Consider the following 17688-nt stretch of genomic DNA (forward strand, 5'->3'; position numbering starts at 1 on the left):
GGAGAGGTTATGGTTCTTCGCGCCATCATTCAGGCCGCCAGGATCGTCATTTCAAGGCCTGGAATTCCTGCTTCAACGTCAATGGCCGATAACGACAAGATCTTCGACTCTAACTGGAACTGGTCGGGTGTCTTGCTTGAGGCTAAATCCGCCACCGATCCTGGCGGTGGAGATTGGAACGTGATGTTCAACCGCGATTATGGTTACGCGCCATGCGTCGTCGCTCGCATGCTTGCGGCGAGCAGTGTCGCGACGCCGTGGGGCGGACCTAGCGTTCAATCGCCGATGCAGCAAGCCGGAAATGGCCAGGTCTGTCCGATCATCTACAGCAACCGAATCTGGTTTCCTCGCAATTTCTCCAGCGGCGGGACGATGAACTACGGGACGATCGAATATGAAGTCTATGGTGTCGATTGATGGTGAAGCGGATCAGGATCGGAAACAATCCGGCTGTCGGAGATAGCGGAATATTCATCAGCAAGCCGGGAAGAGACATCGACGACACAAGCACGAATTACCTGCTCGATAGCCGATTCCGAACATTGATGCTGCATGCCAACGGGCAGGTTGGCATGGCGAGCACGGGGGCCGTTACCGGAAAAACGATCTGGTACGCCGAAGTTAACTTTCCCGATCTCGGATACCGCCCTGTCTTCTTCGGCAACATCAAATATGACAGCGCCAATCCATCAAACATCCCGGTCAACAGCTCCGGAGTGCCGATTTCTCTCTGCGGAACCTATGGTCAGGTCGGTTCCGGCGGCCAAATTTTCATGGAAAGTGGGGTTTGGCTCGTCAATAACACGACCCTTAGAGCACGAGCAGTGATGAATGTCGGCGGTTCGGGCGGCAGCATGACGTTGACGTGGATGGTTTTCAAGAACAGGTTCGGTGAGTAATGACCCGTCGCGTTTACATTGGAAACAGCGGAGGAAGCTTTCTTTTCCGCGCGAGTCAGCCTGGTACCGATGTTTTGGGCGGCGACATCTCTCGGATGTCGATCTACGAGGGGCAAGTTCCCATGGTGCCCAAGGCCTTCGGTGAGGTCGATGTGCCCTACAATATATCGTTGAGCGCCACGGTGACCGTGAACATTCCCTCGCAGGTGTTTTCCTATCCGCCGTTCATCCTCATCAAGTCGACGGACGGAATATTGCCGGGAACCGATACAGTCGGCGGCTGGTTCGTTGCCGGTACAACGCCGCGATTGCAGCTCTACAACCGCGCGAAGCCAGCCGTCACCCGGCGCCTCCGTTGGTGGGCGTTCGCGGAACTCTAAGTATCTCATCGAGTGAAGATTTTGCATAGCAGTCAGCTGGGATGACGACCGGCCAGCCTGCATCATTTTGTCATCGTCATACCCTCCCGAAAGGAAAAAACATGTCGAATGAAACGCGCCCAGAGCAGCAGACGATCCCGCTTGAGGTAATGAATGCCGAGCTTGCCGCCCGGCTGCAGTTCACTGAGAACCGGCTGATCGCGATGTCTACGATGGCCTACCAACTGGAGATGAGGTGCAGCGAGCTTACTGCATCCCTCGCCGAGCGCTCCGAGGAGATTGCCTCGTTGCATGCAGCCGCAGCGTCTGCGGACGCGGACGACGTCAAGCCGTCGCTCGCGAAGAAGACCAAGTAAAAGGACGCCTGAAATGGCTGTTACGCTCCCGTCGGTCTATAAGGATGGCACCGCAACGATTTCCGCCAATGGCACGGTTGTTGCCGGCCAGGGCACGTTGTGGACCAAGGCCATTCTGCCTGGCGATTTCTTCGGCGTGCACAAGGGCTACGCGATCCGCATCCTGTCGGTGGACAGCGACACGCAGCTGACGCTTGCCAATCAGTGGCCGGGTGGAGCGCAGACAGCGGCCGCCTATGAGATCATGCTGCAGAGCGACAATGCGCGCATGCAGGAGACCTCGCGTCAGCTGCTGCAGCAATTGACCAACGGGAATATCGCAGCGCTTTCCGGTCTGGCGGGCGCAGCGAACAAGGTGCCGTACTTTACCGGTCCCGGCGCGCTTTCGTTAATGGATGTCACGGCAGCGGGACAGGCTCTGTTGGGGGCGGCCAATGCCACTGCTCAGCGGACGGCGCTCGGACTTGGCACTGCCGCCGTGCTGAACACAGGCACGAGTGGCGCGAGTATTGGCAGGCTTGATACGTCTAATACATGGAACCAGTGGCAAGTGTTTTCCGGTGGCGCAATTGTCATGGACGCTAACGACGCCACAGCCAAGCAAATCAGATATAATTCCGCTGGATTGGTGAAGTGGAGCGTCCTTTCGCAGGCCAATACACACAATTACAATGTCCAACGATATGATGCTGCTTCCGGGACATTTCTCGATTCTCCTCTATCGATCAGTTCGGCGACCGGTATTACGACCGTAACAAATGGCCTTGCGTTTGCCGGAACCGCCGCCAGCACAACTAGAAGCAATCTCGGCATCAATACCACGGTGGCCACGAGAACGGTCCTCAAGGCACTGGACACGACAATTGACAAGGTTGCCTATCTTTCCGAATCCGGCCGCGCTGGCGCATGGATATGGAGGGCTGGCGACTATTCGGCGCTAATCGCAGTTGATACGCAAGAAGGAATGTTCATCAAAGCGAATGCGATAGCGGCAACAGCCGGCGCATGGGTGCGAGTGTATTCTGGCGACATCAATGTTAAGTGGTTTGGTGCTCTTGCGGATGGTAGCGATGATCAGCCGGAAATTCAGGCGGCCGTTAACGTGTGTGGCGCGCTCGGCGGCGGGTTTGTTCTCATCCCCTGCGGATCGTATTCCATTGGCAGCTCAATTACCATTTCCAAATCATTTGTTAGGATCAGAGGCGACGGCGTTCTTGCTACACAGATCGTCCCAACTGTAGCCAATATGGATGCATTTGTGGTCTATTCCGGAACAGCGGGCACGGAGCTGAAAACAAACTATATAGTTGATCTAACTATCATTTCCACAGTGACGATCAACAGGGCCATCCTGGTAAAGAACACATACAACATGCTAATTGAGCGTGTGTCCATATGGGGTCCGCATGCCTACGGAATAGAATTCGAGAAAGGTAGCGTCGCGTATAACAACACCCTTCGTGACGTTCTTGATGCCAGCGCGACGACTGCCGGCTTGTTGCTTGGGGCGAACGGTACCGGGGATTTGCAGGGGATATTCCTCTATAATTGCCAGTTCAGTGGTGCCAATGCTGGCAGTGGCGTACTTGTGCGCAATTGCGGCGGCTTGGTGTGGGTTGGCGGCGAGGCGCTAAATAAAGGCATCGGCCTAAACATGGCGCCGACGGCTGGAAATCGCGTTGCTGGGGTTCGCATTACGGACGTATTTTTCGACGCTTGCGCAAATGCATGCGCCAGTATCTCTCAGGCCGGGACCGGTCGAGTGTCGGATGTTATCTTTACCAACACGCATTTCAACGCGTCTGTAAATGATGCCGGGTTTGCTATCAACGGCTCGTCGTCGGACAGTACGCTCGTTGATACAATCATCTTTTCGGCGTGCCATTTTATCATAAACAAAAAGATGGGCCTGTGGCTGCAATATTGCCAGAAGATAACCATCAATGCATGTAACTTCCTTTCAAACGGCGTGGATGGCGCATCTGACGGCATTCAAATTTCTGTTGGCGTGAGCTACGTGAACATAATTGGTGGTCAGAGCGGTAACGGTGCTGGCTTCGGCACCAATCAGCGATATGGCATCCGGACCGACGCCTCGAATACCAACATCCTTGTCAGTGGCGTCAATCTCACGGGCAATGCGACCGGGCCGATCATCGACGCGGCTACAGGGACGAGAATCATCAACTGCCAAGGCTGCACTACGTGGTCTCGTGGCGCAAACTCAATTGCGGCCGGCGCTAGTACCGTGACGTTTGCCCATGGAATGGCGTTTACGCCAATCAAGGAAGATTTCGTGGTCACGTCAATGTCCGACATAGGATCGGATAGATTCTGGGTCAGTGCGGTTGATGCGACCAATGTCACAATCGCGAGATCTTCTGCCGCTGCCGTTCAATGGTTCTTCGGCTGGAAGGTCGGCGTAAAGGGCGGCGGTTGAGCGCCAATTTTGGTGAGAAGACCGACTGCGCCACTGATTCAAAGCTTTCAGACGGCAAAATACAGCTCGCGAATGTATTTTCCGGCAGCTTACCTTCTCTTAAGGCGAGTAGTTTGTTTCCAAATGTTGCTAAGTGTTGTAATGAAAGTTGCAACGATTTACCGCTGCCGGCTCTGATTGGATAAGGCATGAGATTTTTGCATCTGGACACGCTCCGCTTTATCCTCGCGTTTTATGTGGTATTTGGACACACTCTGGGATGGACCGGCCCGGCACGCAACGCCGGTTTGGCAGTTGACTTCTTCTTTATACTCTCTGGCTTTGTTCTTACTCAAAGTCTTGTAAATAGGCCGCTGAGTTTTCGCGATTTTGCGATCGCGAGAATTGCACGCCTTTGGCCTCTGCAAGTGGCAACTATGGCAGCCGTATTATTGTTGGCGCCATGGCCCGGTTGGGAGGCGGTGCTGGTGAACCTGTCCCTGATGCAAAATTCCGGAATAGTCGATGAGCTGACGATAAACATCCCGGCGTGGTCAATTTCATCGGAGTTGATTATCGGTGTGTTGTTGCTTTATCCGATCGCCCGGTATGGCTTGCGGATGGTTGCTCTTGTCACAATAGTATTTTGCTATCTCTTGATCAGGGACATTTCTGGGCACATCGAACATCTAACGTCAAACCCTGTCGGACCTGTTTCAGCTGGACTGTTGAGATGTGCAATCGACACGAGCCTTGGCTATCTGGTCTACCAGGCAAGGCCATATGCCAAGGTCATCCCGCGTGGAGTGATCTTACCGGTCCATGTGTTCGCGATCATTGGAATATTTTGGTGTCTGCAAGCGCCGATCGAAAATCCCGGGAAAACGGTGGCGGTCATATTCTCGGCGTTTGCGATATGGGCACTTAGCAGCGGAGAATCCGCTATCCAGCGCGTCTTGGCCTCCAAAAACGTCGCTTGGTTAGGAAGCTTGAGCTTTGGTATCTACATGTGGCATTTCCCGATCCTGCTACTCTTCCGTGATTTCAATTTGATCGGATATACGGAGGATACGAGAGCTGCGCTTCTTGCGGCGGACTGGAACGTCATTCGCTCTATAGTTCTACTTTACCTCTCGATCATATTGGTGGCGGCAATTAGCTATGCGGCCATCGAGAAACCGGCAAAGCGAGCCATCATCCGTTTTTCGGAAACCATGAAGCCAGCACTTGCAGGCTGAATCAGCGAGCTTCCTGGCCCATTCCGCTATGGCTCGCTAGAAAAATAGGCCCTGCCGGTGGGGCCAGCAGGGCCATTCCAGGAGAACATATCACCGCGAGTGGGGTTAGCCGGTAGGGCTGGCTCGCACGATATTGCTACCATTGAATGAGTTTCTTGTGAAGCGTTTTGCAACCGGATGGGGTTGGCCGCCGTCGCCCAGCTTTGACGCCGCCTTGGCGCCGATACCTCTGTCAATTTCGTAGGACATCCAATGAAATCGAAACTCGTCCCTGACTGGGGCCGGGTGCTTCGCCGCGCGTGGAGCATCCGTCTCATTGTCGTGGCCGGCATCCTGTCCGGCTGCGAAGTCGCTCTCCCGATCATTGATCAGTTCGTCTCCATCCCGCGCGGCACGTTCGCGGCGCTGACGGGCCTCGTCACCTGCGGTGCGCTGATCTCGCGCCTCGTCGTCCAAGAAAATCTGAAAGGTAACACCGATGCCGATCAATAAGATCGTCGCGACCAAGCGCGGAAAGGCCGCGATTGCCGCCGCTCTCGTCGCTGCTGGTGCCGCCGGCTGGCAGTCCGTCAAGGATAACAACCCGGCAAAGCACGTCTATCCGCCTGCCGTCATTCTGGCGACGGAAAAACTCATCAAGCCGTGGGAGGGATTGGTTCTCAAGGCACATTGGGACCCGTACGCCAAGATCTATGACATCTGCTACGGCAAGACCCGGATCAACGGCAAGCCCGTTACCGCCGGTATGAGCTTCACCAAGGCTCAATGCGATGACTTCCTCGAGCAGGAAGTCTACGAGGAATACTACCTGCCGCTCACCAAGCAGGTGCCGAAGTTCACGAGCTTCCCTGTCAGCTTGCAGGCCTCGCAGATCTCCGGCGGCTATAACTTCGGGCTGGGGGCGCTATTGCGATCGAGCGCCATGCGGGAGGCTGGAAAGGGCAACTATCGGTCGGCCTGCGAAATGCAGGCCCGGTTCAATCAAGCTGGCGGCCGGGTCGTCAATGGTCTTGTCAAGCGACGCGAGATGGGTGATGCCCAGCGGCTCGGCGAAGCTGAAATCTGCGTGAGTGGTCTCTGATGCTCGGTCTCCTCGACTATCTTAAACTCGGCGCCGGCATAGCGGTCGGCGTCCTAATCACATCGCTATACTGGACCGGCGTTCCGATCCTCAACGACTACCCCATCCTCAAGAATATCCCTCTGCTCGGTCATATCGCGGTCGGCCATGTCCAGACGGTCAAGGACGAGGCGCTGAAGGGCTACGTGCTCGAAAGCGAGAAGACGACGGCAGAAGCCAAGGCCGCCGAATTGGAGCGCCAGCGCAATGCCTCCGCGCAGGCCTTGGAAGAGGCCCGAAAGCGCCAGGCAGCCGACGATGCCGCCCAGCTCGCCAAAGACGCTCAAACCGAAATCGAGATCGCCGACTATGAGAAGAAGCTATCCGCCGCAAATCGCCAGTGTCTTGCTGATCCTGCTGACGTTCAGTTCCTGCAGTCTCACTGACCGGCTGAACACGGCGGCAGCTGACGTCGGCAAGCTCTCGGCTGGCGTCAACCTTCCCGACCAACCGGAAGACTGCCGGAAGAAAGAGCCGCACGCCGCCGTCAGGGTAGGGGATGAACTGCGTTCCGTGCTTGTCAGGGAGCGTGGAGCCCTCGATCGGGCGAACGCACGAGGCGAGCGCTGCGCAGCGTTCTATGATGACATCAAGGCGAACTTCGAGAGGCATCCGTGATGCCGGCGCGCGTGAGCCTTATCCTCTTCATTCTCTCGGCCGGTGCTTTTGTTTGCGTGATCGCCGCCGGTCTCCTCTCCATCCCCCTCCCGCACTGAAAGAGCCGAAATGTCCCCAACAGATAGCGATCCGCGCCTTCATCAACAGATGGGGGAAGTCCTGGCAGAAGTTCGAAATCTGCGGGATGCCTTTCGGCAGTCCGAAATTAAATCGGACAATAGCAGAGCGTCGATGCACCAGCGCATGGATCAGCTCGTTGATCGTGTCGGCAAGGTCGAGGGCAACCTAGCGGCGGTTCAGGAAGACGTTTCCGAGATGCGGCCGGTCACGGATGACGTGAAGCGATGGAAGCTCATGGGGCTAGGGGCGCTGGGCATGATCGGCATCGCGGGCATGGCGCTCGGGGTATCGTTTGCAGACGCTCTCAAGCGGATAGCGATCGTCTTGCTCGGCCGCTAGAACGTCGTGCCGTCCTTTGGCCGGGGATACTCGTTCCATTTGTGCTCATAGCAGTACCAGCGGGTCTCGCCCTTGCCGATATCGTAGCCCCATCCGCCCCATGCCTTGCAGCCGGGATGCTCGCAATAGTGATTGACGTGGACGGTGTCCATCGGCTTTTCGAGTTCGTCGGGCATCTTAGTTCAGATCGCCCTTCGGAACGCCGCCGAGCGACCCCGCCATATTCCCCGCGAAGTTCTCCAGTGTCTTCATGGCGTAGGAAAAGCGTGTCTCTTGCGCAGCGCCCGCAGCTTTTGAGGCGGATTTGAGATCGCGTGCGACGTTGCCGAGCACGCTTCCGACGAAACCCTTTATGTCACCTGTGCTTGAGCCAACGGTGCCCAACAATTGCGCGATAAGCAGCTCGTGCATCACGCATCGGCCGTCGAGTTCGGCGACTCGCCTTTCCAATTTCTCGATTCTTTCGTCAGTCATTTTTCTTCTCCTGCGGTTTTCATGGCTGGTAGCAGCACCAGTTCGTCATCTGGCAACGGCCGCTGAAGCGCCTTCGCTTCCTCCCATGGCGCGGTAAGCCAGGTCTCGACTTCATCCTGATTTCGCAGGATCGCTGGCATGGCTTTTTGATGGACCGGTCCCACGATTCCATTCGGCTCCGTCGTCAGGAAGCCATAGAGGTCAACCGTGATCTCTCCCTCCTTCACCTTCCTCACGGATCGCCATTGCGGCACCCATAGGCCGGCGAAGAACATCAGCGGCTCGTCCTCGCTGCCCGCGAACCAGGCATTTGGCGTCCTTCCTCCCTCGACCTTGCTTGCCGGATCTGGTTCCGCAAATCGCGTGAACGGCACGACGCAGCGGTTTTCCACACCCAGCCATCGCGCCCAATGTCTGCTCGATGTGTTGCGGACGTTCGTCGTTCCGCCGTCAGGCTCCATCCTCAGAAGCTCATCGAAGTTCATTTCCTTGCCTTTGGCGCGCAGCTTATCGGCTCGCTTCGTGGCGGCGTCCAATTGCGCCTTTTGAGACGAAGGCAATCCCCAGCGAACCTTTGCCAGTTCTCGACCTGCCGGCGTGTTCCGCACGATCGGCCCCATCTGGTCCGGGTAAAGATCAAGCTCCGGCTCAAGGTTGCCGATGCTGTCGATCATCGCCCTCGTGAACTGCCTGATGGCTTCCTGATTGGTCGTCACATTATAAAGATTGCACATTCGAATTTTCCCTAACCCCGCGCCAACGACACCACGATAATCTCCGCTTGACCTTTGAGGCCGCACTTGCGGCATCTGAGGAGATTTTTAGCATCGGCAATCGGCGCGCTCTTCCCAAGAACCTTTTCCAACTTGATCTGCTCGACCTCGGTCCTCCTCCCGCACGAGCACTGTGCGTAAAGCCTATGCCATTCCCTCAGGTCGGAAAAGGTGAGGGTATCCTTCTTCCTGGCCTTCGGATCGATATAGCCCATCCGCTTCGCCCATTCCTCGGGCGAGAAGTGAAAGTGCATCTTGCATCGATCGTAGAAGGCGTTTTCGGTGCGCTTGCATCCCAGCGACTTCGCGACCAAATCAGGAAGCGACGGCATCGTCTGATTGCCATATTCCTCCAAGAGAGCCGACGATTTCAGCCGCTTCAGGATCTCGCAATCCTCGCAGATGAAATCGACCGTTTCCCCCTTATGATCTGCGAGCATGTTTGGTGGGGAAGTGGCAGGTTCAGCTTTGCGCACGTCTCCGCTCCCGCCGCAGCGCGGCAGGCCTTCTCTTCATGTTTTCTGTCTATCTCAGGCGGCGTTCAGGTCGGCGATTTCGCCATGCTTCGCGAGCAGCCGGGGCGACGACATATCGCCGGTCTCCTCGTCGACCATGACGGCATAAGCCGCAACGCCGACAAAGCGGGAAGCCATTGAGGCCGCAATCTTCTCTGCCGATGGAACGCTGGACGCCTGGCGCATCTCGCCCGGCACAAGGTTTCCACGGTTCTTCCGATACGGCAGGATGATGAATTTCTCAGCGGTGCTCATTGCGTCTTCCTCTGTCTGTTCTATAAATGTTCTCATTTTGGAGAAGAGTCAAGCGCGACCGAAAGTGCTATGGAGACCGCATGAAAATCGCCGCCGCCACAATTGCCGCCATGATGTTCGCAAGCTCGGCTAATGCTGGCCAGCTGGTCGATGCGAAGATCTCGGTCTGCTTCACGCCAGGCGAACAGTGCGAAGCGAAGATCATCGATGCGATCGACCGAGCTCGATCATCCATCCGCGTCCAGGCTTACGGCTTCACATCGCTCCCGATCATCCATGCACTGCAGCGAGCCGCGGGCAGGGGCGTCGAAGTCCTCGCTATCCTCGATAAAACAAACGAGCGGAAATATTCGGGCGCGACACTGCTTGAGGCCGCCGGCGTTCCGGTCTGGATCGATTTCGAGCCGGCGATCGCGCATAACAAGATCATCGTGATCGACGGCCATCTGACCATCGGCGGCTCATACAATTACACCGTGGCGGCGCAGAAGCGGAATGCGGAGAATGTCACCTTTACCGAGAGCCGAGAGATCGCGCGTCAGTTCACGACAAATTGGGATAGCCGCCTGAAGGTATCGAGAGTTTTCGAAGGCGCGATGAATTAGCGACCTTTGAGAAAGCGAGCCAGTTGCTCGTCAAAGGCGCCGTCCTCGATCATGGCGAGGACTTGGGCATCGGCAAGCTCGACCATGGCGGTCGCTACTTCCTGCTGATCCCATCCCGCCTTTATGGCTGCCAGCGCTACTTCCTGCAAAGCAACGTCCATTGCCTCTTGGCATTTCAGGTGCCGGTCAGGGTCTCCCGGCGGCAAGGTTGGTGGTGGGATGTAAACCATAGCAACAGGATGGACCCGATCAGCGGAAAATCAAGGCCCATTCGCCGTGAACAAAACGTGTCTCAAGATTTCGTCGGTAGGTGAACGCCACAGAAACAGAGTGACACGGCGCTATAGAAAAGGTTGAAGGTTCCGGTAGCCTTCCAAGCTGAATACGCGGGTTCGATTCCCGCTACCCGCTCCAAGAGTTTCAATTTGTTAGCATCTTTACTCGTTCTTCGCCACGCGGAGAGGGTATTGCGCTTGCTATCCATGTCGGCGCCCTGATGGTCGCTTTGATCACGGCGTGCCTCGCCGGCGCGTATTAGCCGCCCTCTTTGCATATTTGACATGAAGGGTTGCTTATATTCGCGCGAGCGATACATATTGCTCGGGCAACCGAAACGGGAGAGCGAAAATGGGTATCTTCGACAAGATCAAGGGTGCAATCTGGGGAGAGGCAAAAGCTGCCGAGGCCGCTCCTGCACCGTCGACCACTGCCGCAACTGACAATCCGGCGCCTGCGCCGACGCCAGCTCCTTCAGCGACGACGGCGGCAACGTCGCCTGCGACAAGTGCGCCGTCCGCGCCGGTGGATATCGCTTCGATCCTCGATGCTGCTGTCAAGAAAAGTGGCCAGAAGTTGGACTGGAAACATTCGATCGTCGACCTCATGAAGGCACTCGGCATGGATGCGAGCCTTTCCGAGCGCAAGGAGCTGGCGCAGGAGCTGGGCTATACCGGCGATACGGGCGATTCCGCCAAGATGAACATGTTCCTCCACAAGGCTCTTCTGAAGAAGCTTGCGGACAATGGCGGCAAGGTACCGGCCGATCTTCTCGATTGATCGCTGCAAAGCTTCGGCGTGTCCGATCGGCTGCGTCGAATGATGCATCGTGACAAGCGACGCTTGATCGTTTGATAGTTCTGCGCCCTTTCCTGCCGGGAAGGGCGTTTTGCGAGGGACGAATGCCTCGCCCTCCGTCGGCACTGGAATTCTTAGCCGTGCCTCCCTATCTAAGCGCCTGAACCGGCAAATGCTTTTTTGTCTTTCCGGATCGGCCGGCGAAGCTTGCGCGGCGAAGGAATGCCGAGGGCTGCGGATCATACGCCATCCGCCGGACTTTGCCGGAAATAGCGCCTGCAATTAAGTCTTGCGCAAACGCAACGAAAGCCTTAAACGGCGGCACTAAACCGGTTCGCCGGGGTCACTCATTACGTTCACAGGAAGCATTCAAATGGCAAAGAGTAAGTTTGAGCGCAATAAGCCGCACGTTAACATCGGGACGATCGGTCACGTTGACCACGGCAAGACGTCGTTGACGGCAGCGATCACGAAGTACTTCGGCGAGTTCAAGGCGTATGACCAAATCGACGCGGCTCCGGAAGAGAAGGCTCGTGGCATCACGATCTCGACGGCCCACGTTGAATACGAGACGCCGAACCGTCACTATGCGCACGTTGACTGCCCCGGCCACGCCGACTACGTGAAGAACATGATCACGGGTGCCGCCCAGATGGACGGCGCGATCCTGGTTTGCTCTGCTGCTGACGGCCCGATGCCGCAGACGCGCGAGCACATCCTGCTCGCCCGCCAGGTTGGCGTTCCGGCGATCGTCGTGTTCCTGAACAAGGTCGACCAGGTTGACGACGCTGAACTTCTCGAGCTCGTCGAGCTTGAAGTTCGCGAACTTCTGTCGTCCTACGACTTCCCGGGCGACGACATCCCGGTCGTCAAGGGTTCGGCGCTTGCTGCTCTTGAAGATTCGGACAAGAAGATCGGCGAAGATGCGATCCGCGAGCTGATGGCTCAGGTTGACGCCTACATCCCGACGCCTGAGCGTCCGATCGACCAGCCGTTCCTGATGCCGATCGAAGACGTGTTCTCGATCTCGGGCCGCGGTACGGTTGTGACGGGCCGCGTCGAGCGTGGTGTGATCAAGGTTGGTGAAGAAGTCGAGATCGTCGGCATTCGTCCGACGTCGAAGACGACGGTGACCGGCGTTGAAATGTTCCGCAAGCTGCTCGATCAGGGCCAGGCTGGCGACAACATCGGCGCGCTGATCCGCGGTGTTAACCGTGACGGCGTCGAGCGTGGTCAGATCCTGTGCAAGCCGGGCTCTGTGAAGCCGCACAAGAAGTTCAAGGCAGAAGCCTACATCCTGACGAAGGAAGAAGGCGGCCGTCATACGCCGTTCTTCACGAACTACCGTCCGCAGTTCTACTTCCGTACGACTGACGTGACGGGCATCGTGACGCTTCCGGAAGGCACGGAAATGGTTATGCCGGGCGACAACGTCACGGTTGACGTCGAGCTGATCGTTCCGATCGCGATGGAAGAAAAGCTCCGCTTCGCGATCCGCGAAGGCGGCCGTACCGTCGGCGCTGGCATCGTTGCCTCCATCGTCGAGTAATCCCAGGATTATTCCTTTATAAGAAGGTCCCGCTGGAAACAGCGGGGCCTTTTTGCATTGGGAGATGGTGCATGAGCTTGATCATTCTGACCGGCGCCTCCGGTTCGGGAAAGACTGCTATCGCGCAGGCAATAGCCAGGGACCACGCGCGAAGGTTAGCCGTCTATCATTTCGACAGCATCGGCGTACCGTCGCTTGACGCGATGGTCAGAGATCATGGTTCGCCCGAGGCCTGGCAGCGCGACAAGACCATCGAATGGCTGGAACGGCTTGTGCCGCAAGCGCAGAAGGGCAGGGGCGTCCTTTTCGAGGGGCAGATGCGGCCATCCTTCGTCGTCGAAGCTGCCGTGGTTACAAGGGCCGATGACTATCGCCTCATATTGATCGATTGCGATGATGCAACGAGGAGACATCGCTTGTCCGCTGAGAGAGGCCAGCCGGAACTTGCCGATGCGAACATGATGAATTGGGCCGCTTATCTGCGCCGCGAAGCCCATGCATTTGGTCTTGAGATTCTCGACACAAGCCATCTCTCCCTCGAGCAGAGCGCGGGTACTGTACTGAAGTACCTGCTCGATTAGTCGAAGGATATTATCACCAGTCGGCGATATTTTTCGTCGATCCGAATTCGGCCTTGGCGCGGCGCACGATATCGGCAATGAAATCGCTGTTGCCGCCGGTGTAATGGTTCCAGTCGCCATTAGCCTCTTTGGCAGGCTGGCCATCTCTATTCGATTATCTTGGCGGAAGAGCCTCCACTCACCAAGCCGTGTCTTGCGAAATGAGCGCAAGGGCCTATGTATCGCTCGATTTTATCTGGAGGAGATTTCATGAAGAAACGTATTTTGTTCACTGGCGGCAGCGGCAAGGCTGGACGTCACACGGTTCCCTGGCTGGTCAATGCCGGCTATGAGGTCCACAATGTCGATCTCGTGCCGCTGAACAGCCCTGGCGTCACCAACCTGCAGGCCGATGTCACCGATGCGGGACAGGTTTATAATGTCCTGACCATGCATCGTGATTTTCCCGATCTCGATCAGGGCAAGGGCGTACAGCCTTTCGATGCCGTCGTGCATTTCGCCGCCATCCCGCGCATCCTGATCAAGCCGGACAACGAGACCTTCCGCATCAACACGATGAGCACTTATAACGTCATCGAAGCGGCGGCGAAGCTCGGCGTGAAGAAGATCATTATCGCCTCCAGCGAGACGACCTATGGCGTCTGCTTCGCCGAAGGCCATCGCGACTTCCATCAGTTCCCGTTGGAGGAGGATTATGACGTCAATCCGATGGATTCCTACGGTTTGTCCAAGGTCGTAAACGAGAAGACGGCTCGGGCTTTCGCCGAGCGTTTCGGCATCGATATCTATGCGCTGCGCATCGGCAACGTCATCGAGCCGCATGAATATGAGCGGTTCCCCGAGTTCTTCGCCAATAGCGAAATCCGCAAGCGCATTGCCTGGAGCTATATCGACGCCCGCGATCTCGGCCAGATCGTGCATCTCTGCATCGAGAAGAACGGCCTCGGCTTTCAGGTGTTCAACGCCGCCAACGACACCGTTTCGGCCAACACGCCATCGCGCGAGCTCGCCGCCAAGCACTTTCCGAAGGTCCCGTTCACGCGCGAGATCGGCGAATATGAGGGGCTGCTGTCCAACCGTAAGATCCGCGAGGTCCTGGGTTTTAAGGAAGAGCACGACTGGCGGAAATATGTGAAGGTTTGAGGGCACATAGTCCCTGCAATCGGCCGGCCGCTGTGTGTTGGCGTCCGGCAAAGGCATTGATCCAGAGTAGGGTGCCTCTCCATTTGTTACGCAACAAAACCAAAAATGCTTCCCCAAACACTCGACAAATACAGCCGTTTATTTAAGTAGGGTTGCGTTCGCGAAGCATCTCCTAGAGATTGCAGCGCATGGTTCGGTATATCCACGCGCCTGTTTCGAACCAGCGCCCTCCGGCTGATAGGCCTCGGGGGTGAGCAGCGTGCGATTTGCGTCGCGGCGAAAGATAATAGCCGGCTGGCCTGCAAGCGCTTAGCCGTTTCGGAGGTATCATGAAGGATAATGTTGCACGTATTTTCGTCGGGTTCGATTCCAAGGAGGTCGTGGCCTATCACGTCCTGACCCAGAGCATCATCGAGCGCTCGTCTATTCCGGTGGTCTTCTCGCCGATCGTGCTCAACAATCTCGAGGGCATCTTCACGCGCGAGCGCAATCCGCTGCAGTCGACAGAATTTTCCTTCTCGCGCTTCCTCGTGCCTTACCTCAGCGATTACCAGGGCTGGAGCATCTTCATGGACTGCGACATGCTCGCCCGCGCCGATATCGCCGAGCTTTGGGCGCTGCGTGACGATCGTTATGCCGCCATGTGCGTCAAACACGACTACCAGCCAAAGATCGAAACCAAGTTCCTCGGCCAGACGCAGACGAAGTATGAAAAGAAGAACTGGTCGAGCATGATCCTGTTCAACAACGCCAAGTGCACGGCGTTGACGAAGGATTTCGTCAATACGGCGACGGGCCTTCAGCTTCATCAGTTCAAGTGGCTGGAGAACGACGATCAGATCGGTGAGGTGCCGGTGGTCTGGAACTATCTCGTCAACGAATACGACTATCGCGAAGATGCCAAGCTCGTGCACTTCACCGATGGCGGCCCGTATTTCGACGAATACCGTAACGACGACTACGCCGAAGAATGGTTCGCCATGCGCGACCGCATGCTGCACGTCCAGCAGAAGTGAGCGATTTGGATCATAAGACGACCGGAAATATTGAGGTCGGCATACCGGCCGCGGGTTCCGCGGCTGGTTTGAGCAGCACCGACGAATGGCGGGCCATATTGATGGGGTTTTCCCATATCGTCCTGGTCGCCAATAGCGATGCGGTCGATATCTCAAGCCTGCAGGCTCAATTCCCCGAGACTGCGCTCTTCGTCTTCTTCAACAAGGTCTACAAGGTTCTGGACCGCCCGTTCCACGGGCATTCGCTGCTGATCTCTCGTGGCCAGCCGCGTGGCGCCAACATCGTCTATCGCGGCGAAGTGGGAGAGGTGATCAAATTCTTTCCGAAGGAATATTTCCTCGGCATCATGAATATCCGCCTCGGTCCGGAAGAGAAGCTCAATCCTGCCACCGATTTTCAGGGGGCGCCGACTGGCCATCTGGACCTCGTAGGCTTCTGTTCGGATTTCTATAAGGAGGGCAAGACGCCCACGAGCGGCTTTGCCATGGCGCTTTGGCTCAGCGATTTGAAATTGCCCGGCAAGATCGTGCTGGCCGGCTTCTCGGCCCGGCGCAGTCAGAAGTGGAGGGTGGTGTCCGCCCACGATTGGAGTTTCGAGCAGACCTTCCTGCGCTTGTTTGCCCGGCTGGGAAAGATCACCATCCATGGTGGGGTCGCACTGAACCCCTATATCAGCCTTGCCCAGCGCTTTACGGAGGTGCCTCCGGCCGAGATTGCTTTGGCCGCCGCCGAGGTTTTGTCGGAGCGGCTGGGAAATACCGACGCCGAAATAGACAAGCTGATCTCCCTGACCAATGTGATTCGCTCCGCTGACAATTTTATGCGCCGCCTCAAGCCGAAATTTCTCAAGCGCAAGCCGAAAGGTTCTCCCGGAGAGCAATGAGGCGAGGGGCATCCTTTCTGCAGCATTTGCCGCAGCTTCGCCTGTCCGCAGATCTGTCCGCTCGGGCATGTCCCGTGTGAAGTTGCGGGTTCGATTGGGAAAAAGCAAAAAACGCTCTTGCCAATCGTTTCGTCCCGCCTTAAAGGGAGCGCCATGTCTTCGAACTGCTCGGGCGGTCCACCGCCTGGAGCGAATATTCGAAGGAAGAAGGGGTATAGCTCAGTTGGTAGAGCGGCGGTCTCCAAAACCGCAGGTCGTAGGTTCGAGCCCTGCTGCCCCTGCCATTTTCCTTGATTTGACTGGCGCGTCGTTTCGCAGCTTCTTGGGTTGAGGGTCATGCCGGTTTGTCGGCAAATTTTAGAAAACACCGTATTGCCTCTTGTTAAATCGGGAATCGGTGTTTATGTAGGGTTTAACAGACACGCGGTGCGTGGGGCTGATATGTTCAGCTTTACGCGCCGTAATTGCGTGGGCAGTCAATGGCATCCAAAACGAATCCACTAGCGTTTCTGCGGCAGGTGCGCTCCGAGACGTCGAAAATCACTTGGCCCTCGCGTCGCGAGACGATGATCTCGACGGTGATGGTGCTCGTCATGGTCGTTTTCGCCTCGCTGTTTTTCTTTGCTGCCGACCAGCTCATTGGCTGGATTCTCAGCTACGTGCTGAATACCGGCAACTGATATCGGGTGGAGATGAACATGGCGGCACGTTGGTACATCGTCCACGCTTATTCTAATTTTGAAAAGAAGGTGGCTGAATCCATCGAGGAGAAGGCTAGGCAGAAGGGTCTCGAGCATCTGTTCGAGAAGATCCTTGTGCCGACCGAAAAGGTTGTTGAGGTTCGTCGCGGCCGCAAGGTCGACAGCGAGCGCAAGTTCTTCCCGGGTTACGTGCTCGTGCGCGCCAACCTGACGGATGAAGCTTACCACCTGATCAAGAATACGCCGAAGGTCACTGGCTTCCTCGGTTCCGACAATAAGCCCGTTCCGATTCCGGATTATGAAGCCGAGCGCATCCTCGGTCAGGTCCAGGAAGGCGTCGAGCGGCCGAAGGCTTCCGTATCCTTCGAGATCGGCGAGCAGGTCCGCGTATCCGACGGTCCGTTCGCATCGTTCAATGGCACAGTTCAGGATGTGGACGAAGAGCGTTCGCGCCTGAAGGTGGAGGTGTCGATTTTCGGCCGCGCTACGCCGGTCGAACTGGAATACAGCCAGGTCGAGAAGGTCTGATTGTGATTTCTACGAAAGGTTGGCCTGGCGGCTGGCCTTTTGTTCGAGTTTGGATATAAGCAAATGCTTGCTTATGTCTCGCGGCCAAGCCGCAATTCGCG

The 17688-nt window shown here is 56.6% G+C and carries 25 protein-coding genes and 1 tRNA gene; 20 read left to right on the forward strand and 6 right to left on the reverse strand.

Annotated features, from left to right (window positions below):
• The first annotated feature begins 9 nt into the window (after positions 1-9).
• The 10 genes from I8E17_RS05405 (at position 10) to I8E17_RS05450 (ending at position 7489) form a co-directional block, all read left to right on the forward strand.
• On the forward strand, positions 10-417 hold the full coding sequence (locus I8E17_RS05405; protein ID WP_219510951.1) for a hypothetical protein: 408 nt from the start codon (positions 10-12) through the stop codon (positions 415-417).
• On the forward strand, positions 417-899 hold the full coding sequence (locus I8E17_RS05410; RefSeq protein WP_219510949.1) for a hypothetical protein: 483 nt from the start codon (positions 417-419) through the stop codon (positions 897-899). Before I8E17_RS05405 ends, I8E17_RS05410 begins: the two co-directional genes overlap by 1 nt.
• A 95-nt stretch (positions 900-994) precedes the next feature.
• Positions 995-1279 (forward strand): hypothetical protein, encoded by a 285-nt coding sequence (locus I8E17_RS05415; RefSeq protein WP_162751144.1) that lies wholly within the window; start codon positions 995-997, stop codon positions 1277-1279.
• A 101-nt stretch (positions 1280-1380) separates the two neighbouring features.
• Positions 1381-1635, forward strand: a complete 255-nt coding sequence (locus tag I8E17_RS05420; RefSeq protein ID WP_219510947.1) for a hypothetical protein — start codon at positions 1381-1383, stop codon at positions 1633-1635.
• Positions 1636-1648: 13 nt separating this feature from the next.
• Positions 1649-4075 (forward strand): hypothetical protein, encoded by a 2427-nt coding sequence (locus I8E17_RS05425; RefSeq protein WP_219510945.1) that lies wholly within the window; start codon positions 1649-1651, stop codon positions 4073-4075.
• Positions 4076-4263: 188 nt separating this feature from the next.
• Positions 4264-5292, forward strand: a complete 1029-nt coding sequence (locus I8E17_RS05430) for an acyltransferase (RefSeq protein ID WP_219510944.1) — start codon at positions 4264-4266, stop codon at positions 5290-5292.
• Between the two features lie 252 nt (positions 5293-5544).
• Positions 5545-5784: a hypothetical protein gene (locus tag I8E17_RS05435; RefSeq protein WP_113397958.1), complete on the forward strand. Its 240-nt coding sequence runs from the start codon at positions 5545-5547 to the stop codon at positions 5782-5784.
• Positions 5771-6373, forward strand: coding sequence for a lysozyme (locus I8E17_RS05440; protein ID WP_113397957.1), 603 nt, complete (start codon positions 5771-5773; stop codon positions 6371-6373). The genes I8E17_RS05435 and I8E17_RS05440 overlap by 14 nt, the downstream gene beginning before the upstream one ends.
• Complete coding sequence (locus tag I8E17_RS05445) at positions 6373-6798, forward strand: hypothetical protein (RefSeq protein WP_113397956.1); 426 nt, start codon at positions 6373-6375, stop codon at positions 6796-6798. Before I8E17_RS05440 ends, I8E17_RS05445 begins: the two co-directional genes overlap by 1 nt.
• Positions 6799-7138: 340 nt before the next feature.
• Positions 7139-7489, forward strand: a complete 351-nt coding sequence (locus I8E17_RS05450; protein ID WP_113397954.1) for a DUF1515 family protein — start codon at positions 7139-7141, stop codon at positions 7487-7489.
• On the opposite strand, the gene I8E17_RS05455 is transcribed toward I8E17_RS05450, so the two are convergent.
• The 5 genes from I8E17_RS05455 to I8E17_RS05475 are packed head-to-tail and all read right to left on the reverse strand — an operon-like array spanning position 7486 to position 9506.
• Positions 7486-7665: a hypothetical protein gene (locus tag I8E17_RS05455; RefSeq protein ID WP_113397953.1), complete on the reverse strand. Its 180-nt coding sequence runs from the start codon at positions 7663-7665 to the stop codon at positions 7486-7488. The genes I8E17_RS05450 and I8E17_RS05455 overlap by 4 nt on opposite strands.
• A 1-nt stretch (position 7666) precedes the next feature.
• Complete coding sequence (locus I8E17_RS05460) at positions 7667-7963, reverse strand: hypothetical protein (protein WP_113397952.1); 297 nt, start codon at positions 7961-7963, stop codon at positions 7667-7669.
• Positions 7960-8697: an SOS response-associated peptidase gene (locus I8E17_RS05465; RefSeq protein WP_113397951.1), complete on the reverse strand. Its 738-nt coding sequence runs from the start codon at positions 8695-8697 to the stop codon at positions 7960-7962. Before I8E17_RS05465 ends, I8E17_RS05460 begins: the two co-directional genes overlap by 4 nt.
• An 11-nt stretch (positions 8698-8708) precedes the next feature.
• Positions 8709-9212 carry a hypothetical protein gene (locus I8E17_RS05470; protein ID WP_219510941.1) on the reverse strand — a complete coding sequence of 168 codons (504 nt, stop codon included), beginning with the start codon at positions 9210-9212 and terminating at the stop codon, positions 8709-8711.
• Positions 9213-9266: 54 nt separating this feature from the next.
• Complete coding sequence (locus tag I8E17_RS05475; RefSeq protein WP_174174065.1) at positions 9267-9506, reverse strand: hypothetical protein; 240 nt, start codon at positions 9504-9506, stop codon at positions 9267-9269.
• 80 nt (positions 9507-9586) lie between these two features.
• Between I8E17_RS05475 and I8E17_RS05480 the strand changes: the two genes are divergently transcribed.
• On the forward strand, positions 9587-10111 hold the full coding sequence (locus tag I8E17_RS05480) for a phospholipase D family protein (RefSeq protein WP_219510939.1): 525 nt from the start codon (positions 9587-9589) through the stop codon (positions 10109-10111).
• Here I8E17_RS05480 and I8E17_RS05485 read toward each other — a convergent pair.
• The gene (locus tag I8E17_RS05485; RefSeq protein ID WP_219510937.1) at positions 10108-10272 is read right to left on the reverse strand and encodes a hypothetical protein; all 165 of its coding nucleotides are present in this window, start codon (positions 10270-10272) and stop codon (positions 10108-10110) included. The genes I8E17_RS05480 and I8E17_RS05485 overlap by 4 nt on opposite strands.
• A gap of 466 nt (positions 10273-10738) precedes the next feature.
• On the opposite strand from I8E17_RS05485, the gene I8E17_RS05490 reads away from it, so the two are divergent.
• From I8E17_RS05490 to nusG, 9 genes are all read left to right on the forward strand, one after another.
• Complete coding sequence (locus tag I8E17_RS05490; RefSeq protein ID WP_069614914.1) at positions 10739-11167, forward strand: DUF3597 domain-containing protein; 429 nt, start codon at positions 10739-10741, stop codon at positions 11165-11167.
• 391 nt (positions 11168-11558) lie between these two features.
• Positions 11559-12734, forward strand: a complete 1176-nt coding sequence (gene tuf, locus I8E17_RS05495) for an elongation factor Tu (protein WP_095434658.1) — start codon at positions 11559-11561, stop codon at positions 12732-12734.
• 71 nt (positions 12735-12805) lie between these two features.
• Entirely contained in the window at positions 12806-13315 is a 510-nt protein-coding gene (locus tag I8E17_RS05500; protein WP_069614838.1) for an AAA family ATPase, read from the forward strand.
• Positions 13316-13564: 249 nt separating this feature from the next.
• A complete protein-coding gene (locus tag I8E17_RS05505) occupies positions 13565-14458 on the forward strand; it encodes an NAD(P)-dependent oxidoreductase (RefSeq protein ID WP_069614839.1) in 894 nt (297 codons plus the stop codon).
• Between the two features lie 329 nt (positions 14459-14787).
• On the forward strand, positions 14788-15474 hold the full coding sequence (locus tag I8E17_RS05510; RefSeq protein WP_069614840.1) for a glycosyltransferase: 687 nt from the start codon (positions 14788-14790) through the stop codon (positions 15472-15474).
• Between the two features lie 5 nt (positions 15475-15479).
• Positions 15480-16358, forward strand: coding sequence for a 3-deoxy-manno-octulosonate cytidylyltransferase (locus I8E17_RS05515; RefSeq protein WP_176728038.1), 879 nt, complete (start codon positions 15480-15482; stop codon positions 16356-16358).
• A 208-nt stretch (positions 16359-16566) separates the two neighbouring features.
• Positions 16567-16642, forward strand: a tRNA-Trp gene (locus tag I8E17_RS05520).
• A gap of 195 nt (positions 16643-16837) precedes the next feature.
• Positions 16838-17038: a preprotein translocase subunit SecE gene (secE, locus tag I8E17_RS05525; RefSeq protein ID WP_069614841.1), complete on the forward strand. Its 201-nt coding sequence runs from the start codon at positions 16838-16840 to the stop codon at positions 17036-17038.
• An 18-nt stretch (positions 17039-17056) separates the two neighbouring features.
• Positions 17057-17587 carry a transcription termination/antitermination protein NusG gene (gene nusG, locus I8E17_RS05530; protein WP_004123460.1) on the forward strand — a complete coding sequence of 177 codons (531 nt, stop codon included), beginning with the start codon at positions 17057-17059 and terminating at the stop codon, positions 17585-17587.
• Positions 17588-17688: the final 101 nt, after the last annotated feature.

It is taken from the genome of Rhizobium sp. AB2/73, from assembly GCF_020871915.1.
GTDB classification, from domain to species: Bacteria; Pseudomonadota; Alphaproteobacteria; order Rhizobiales; family Rhizobiaceae; genus Rhizobium; species Rhizobium dioscoreae.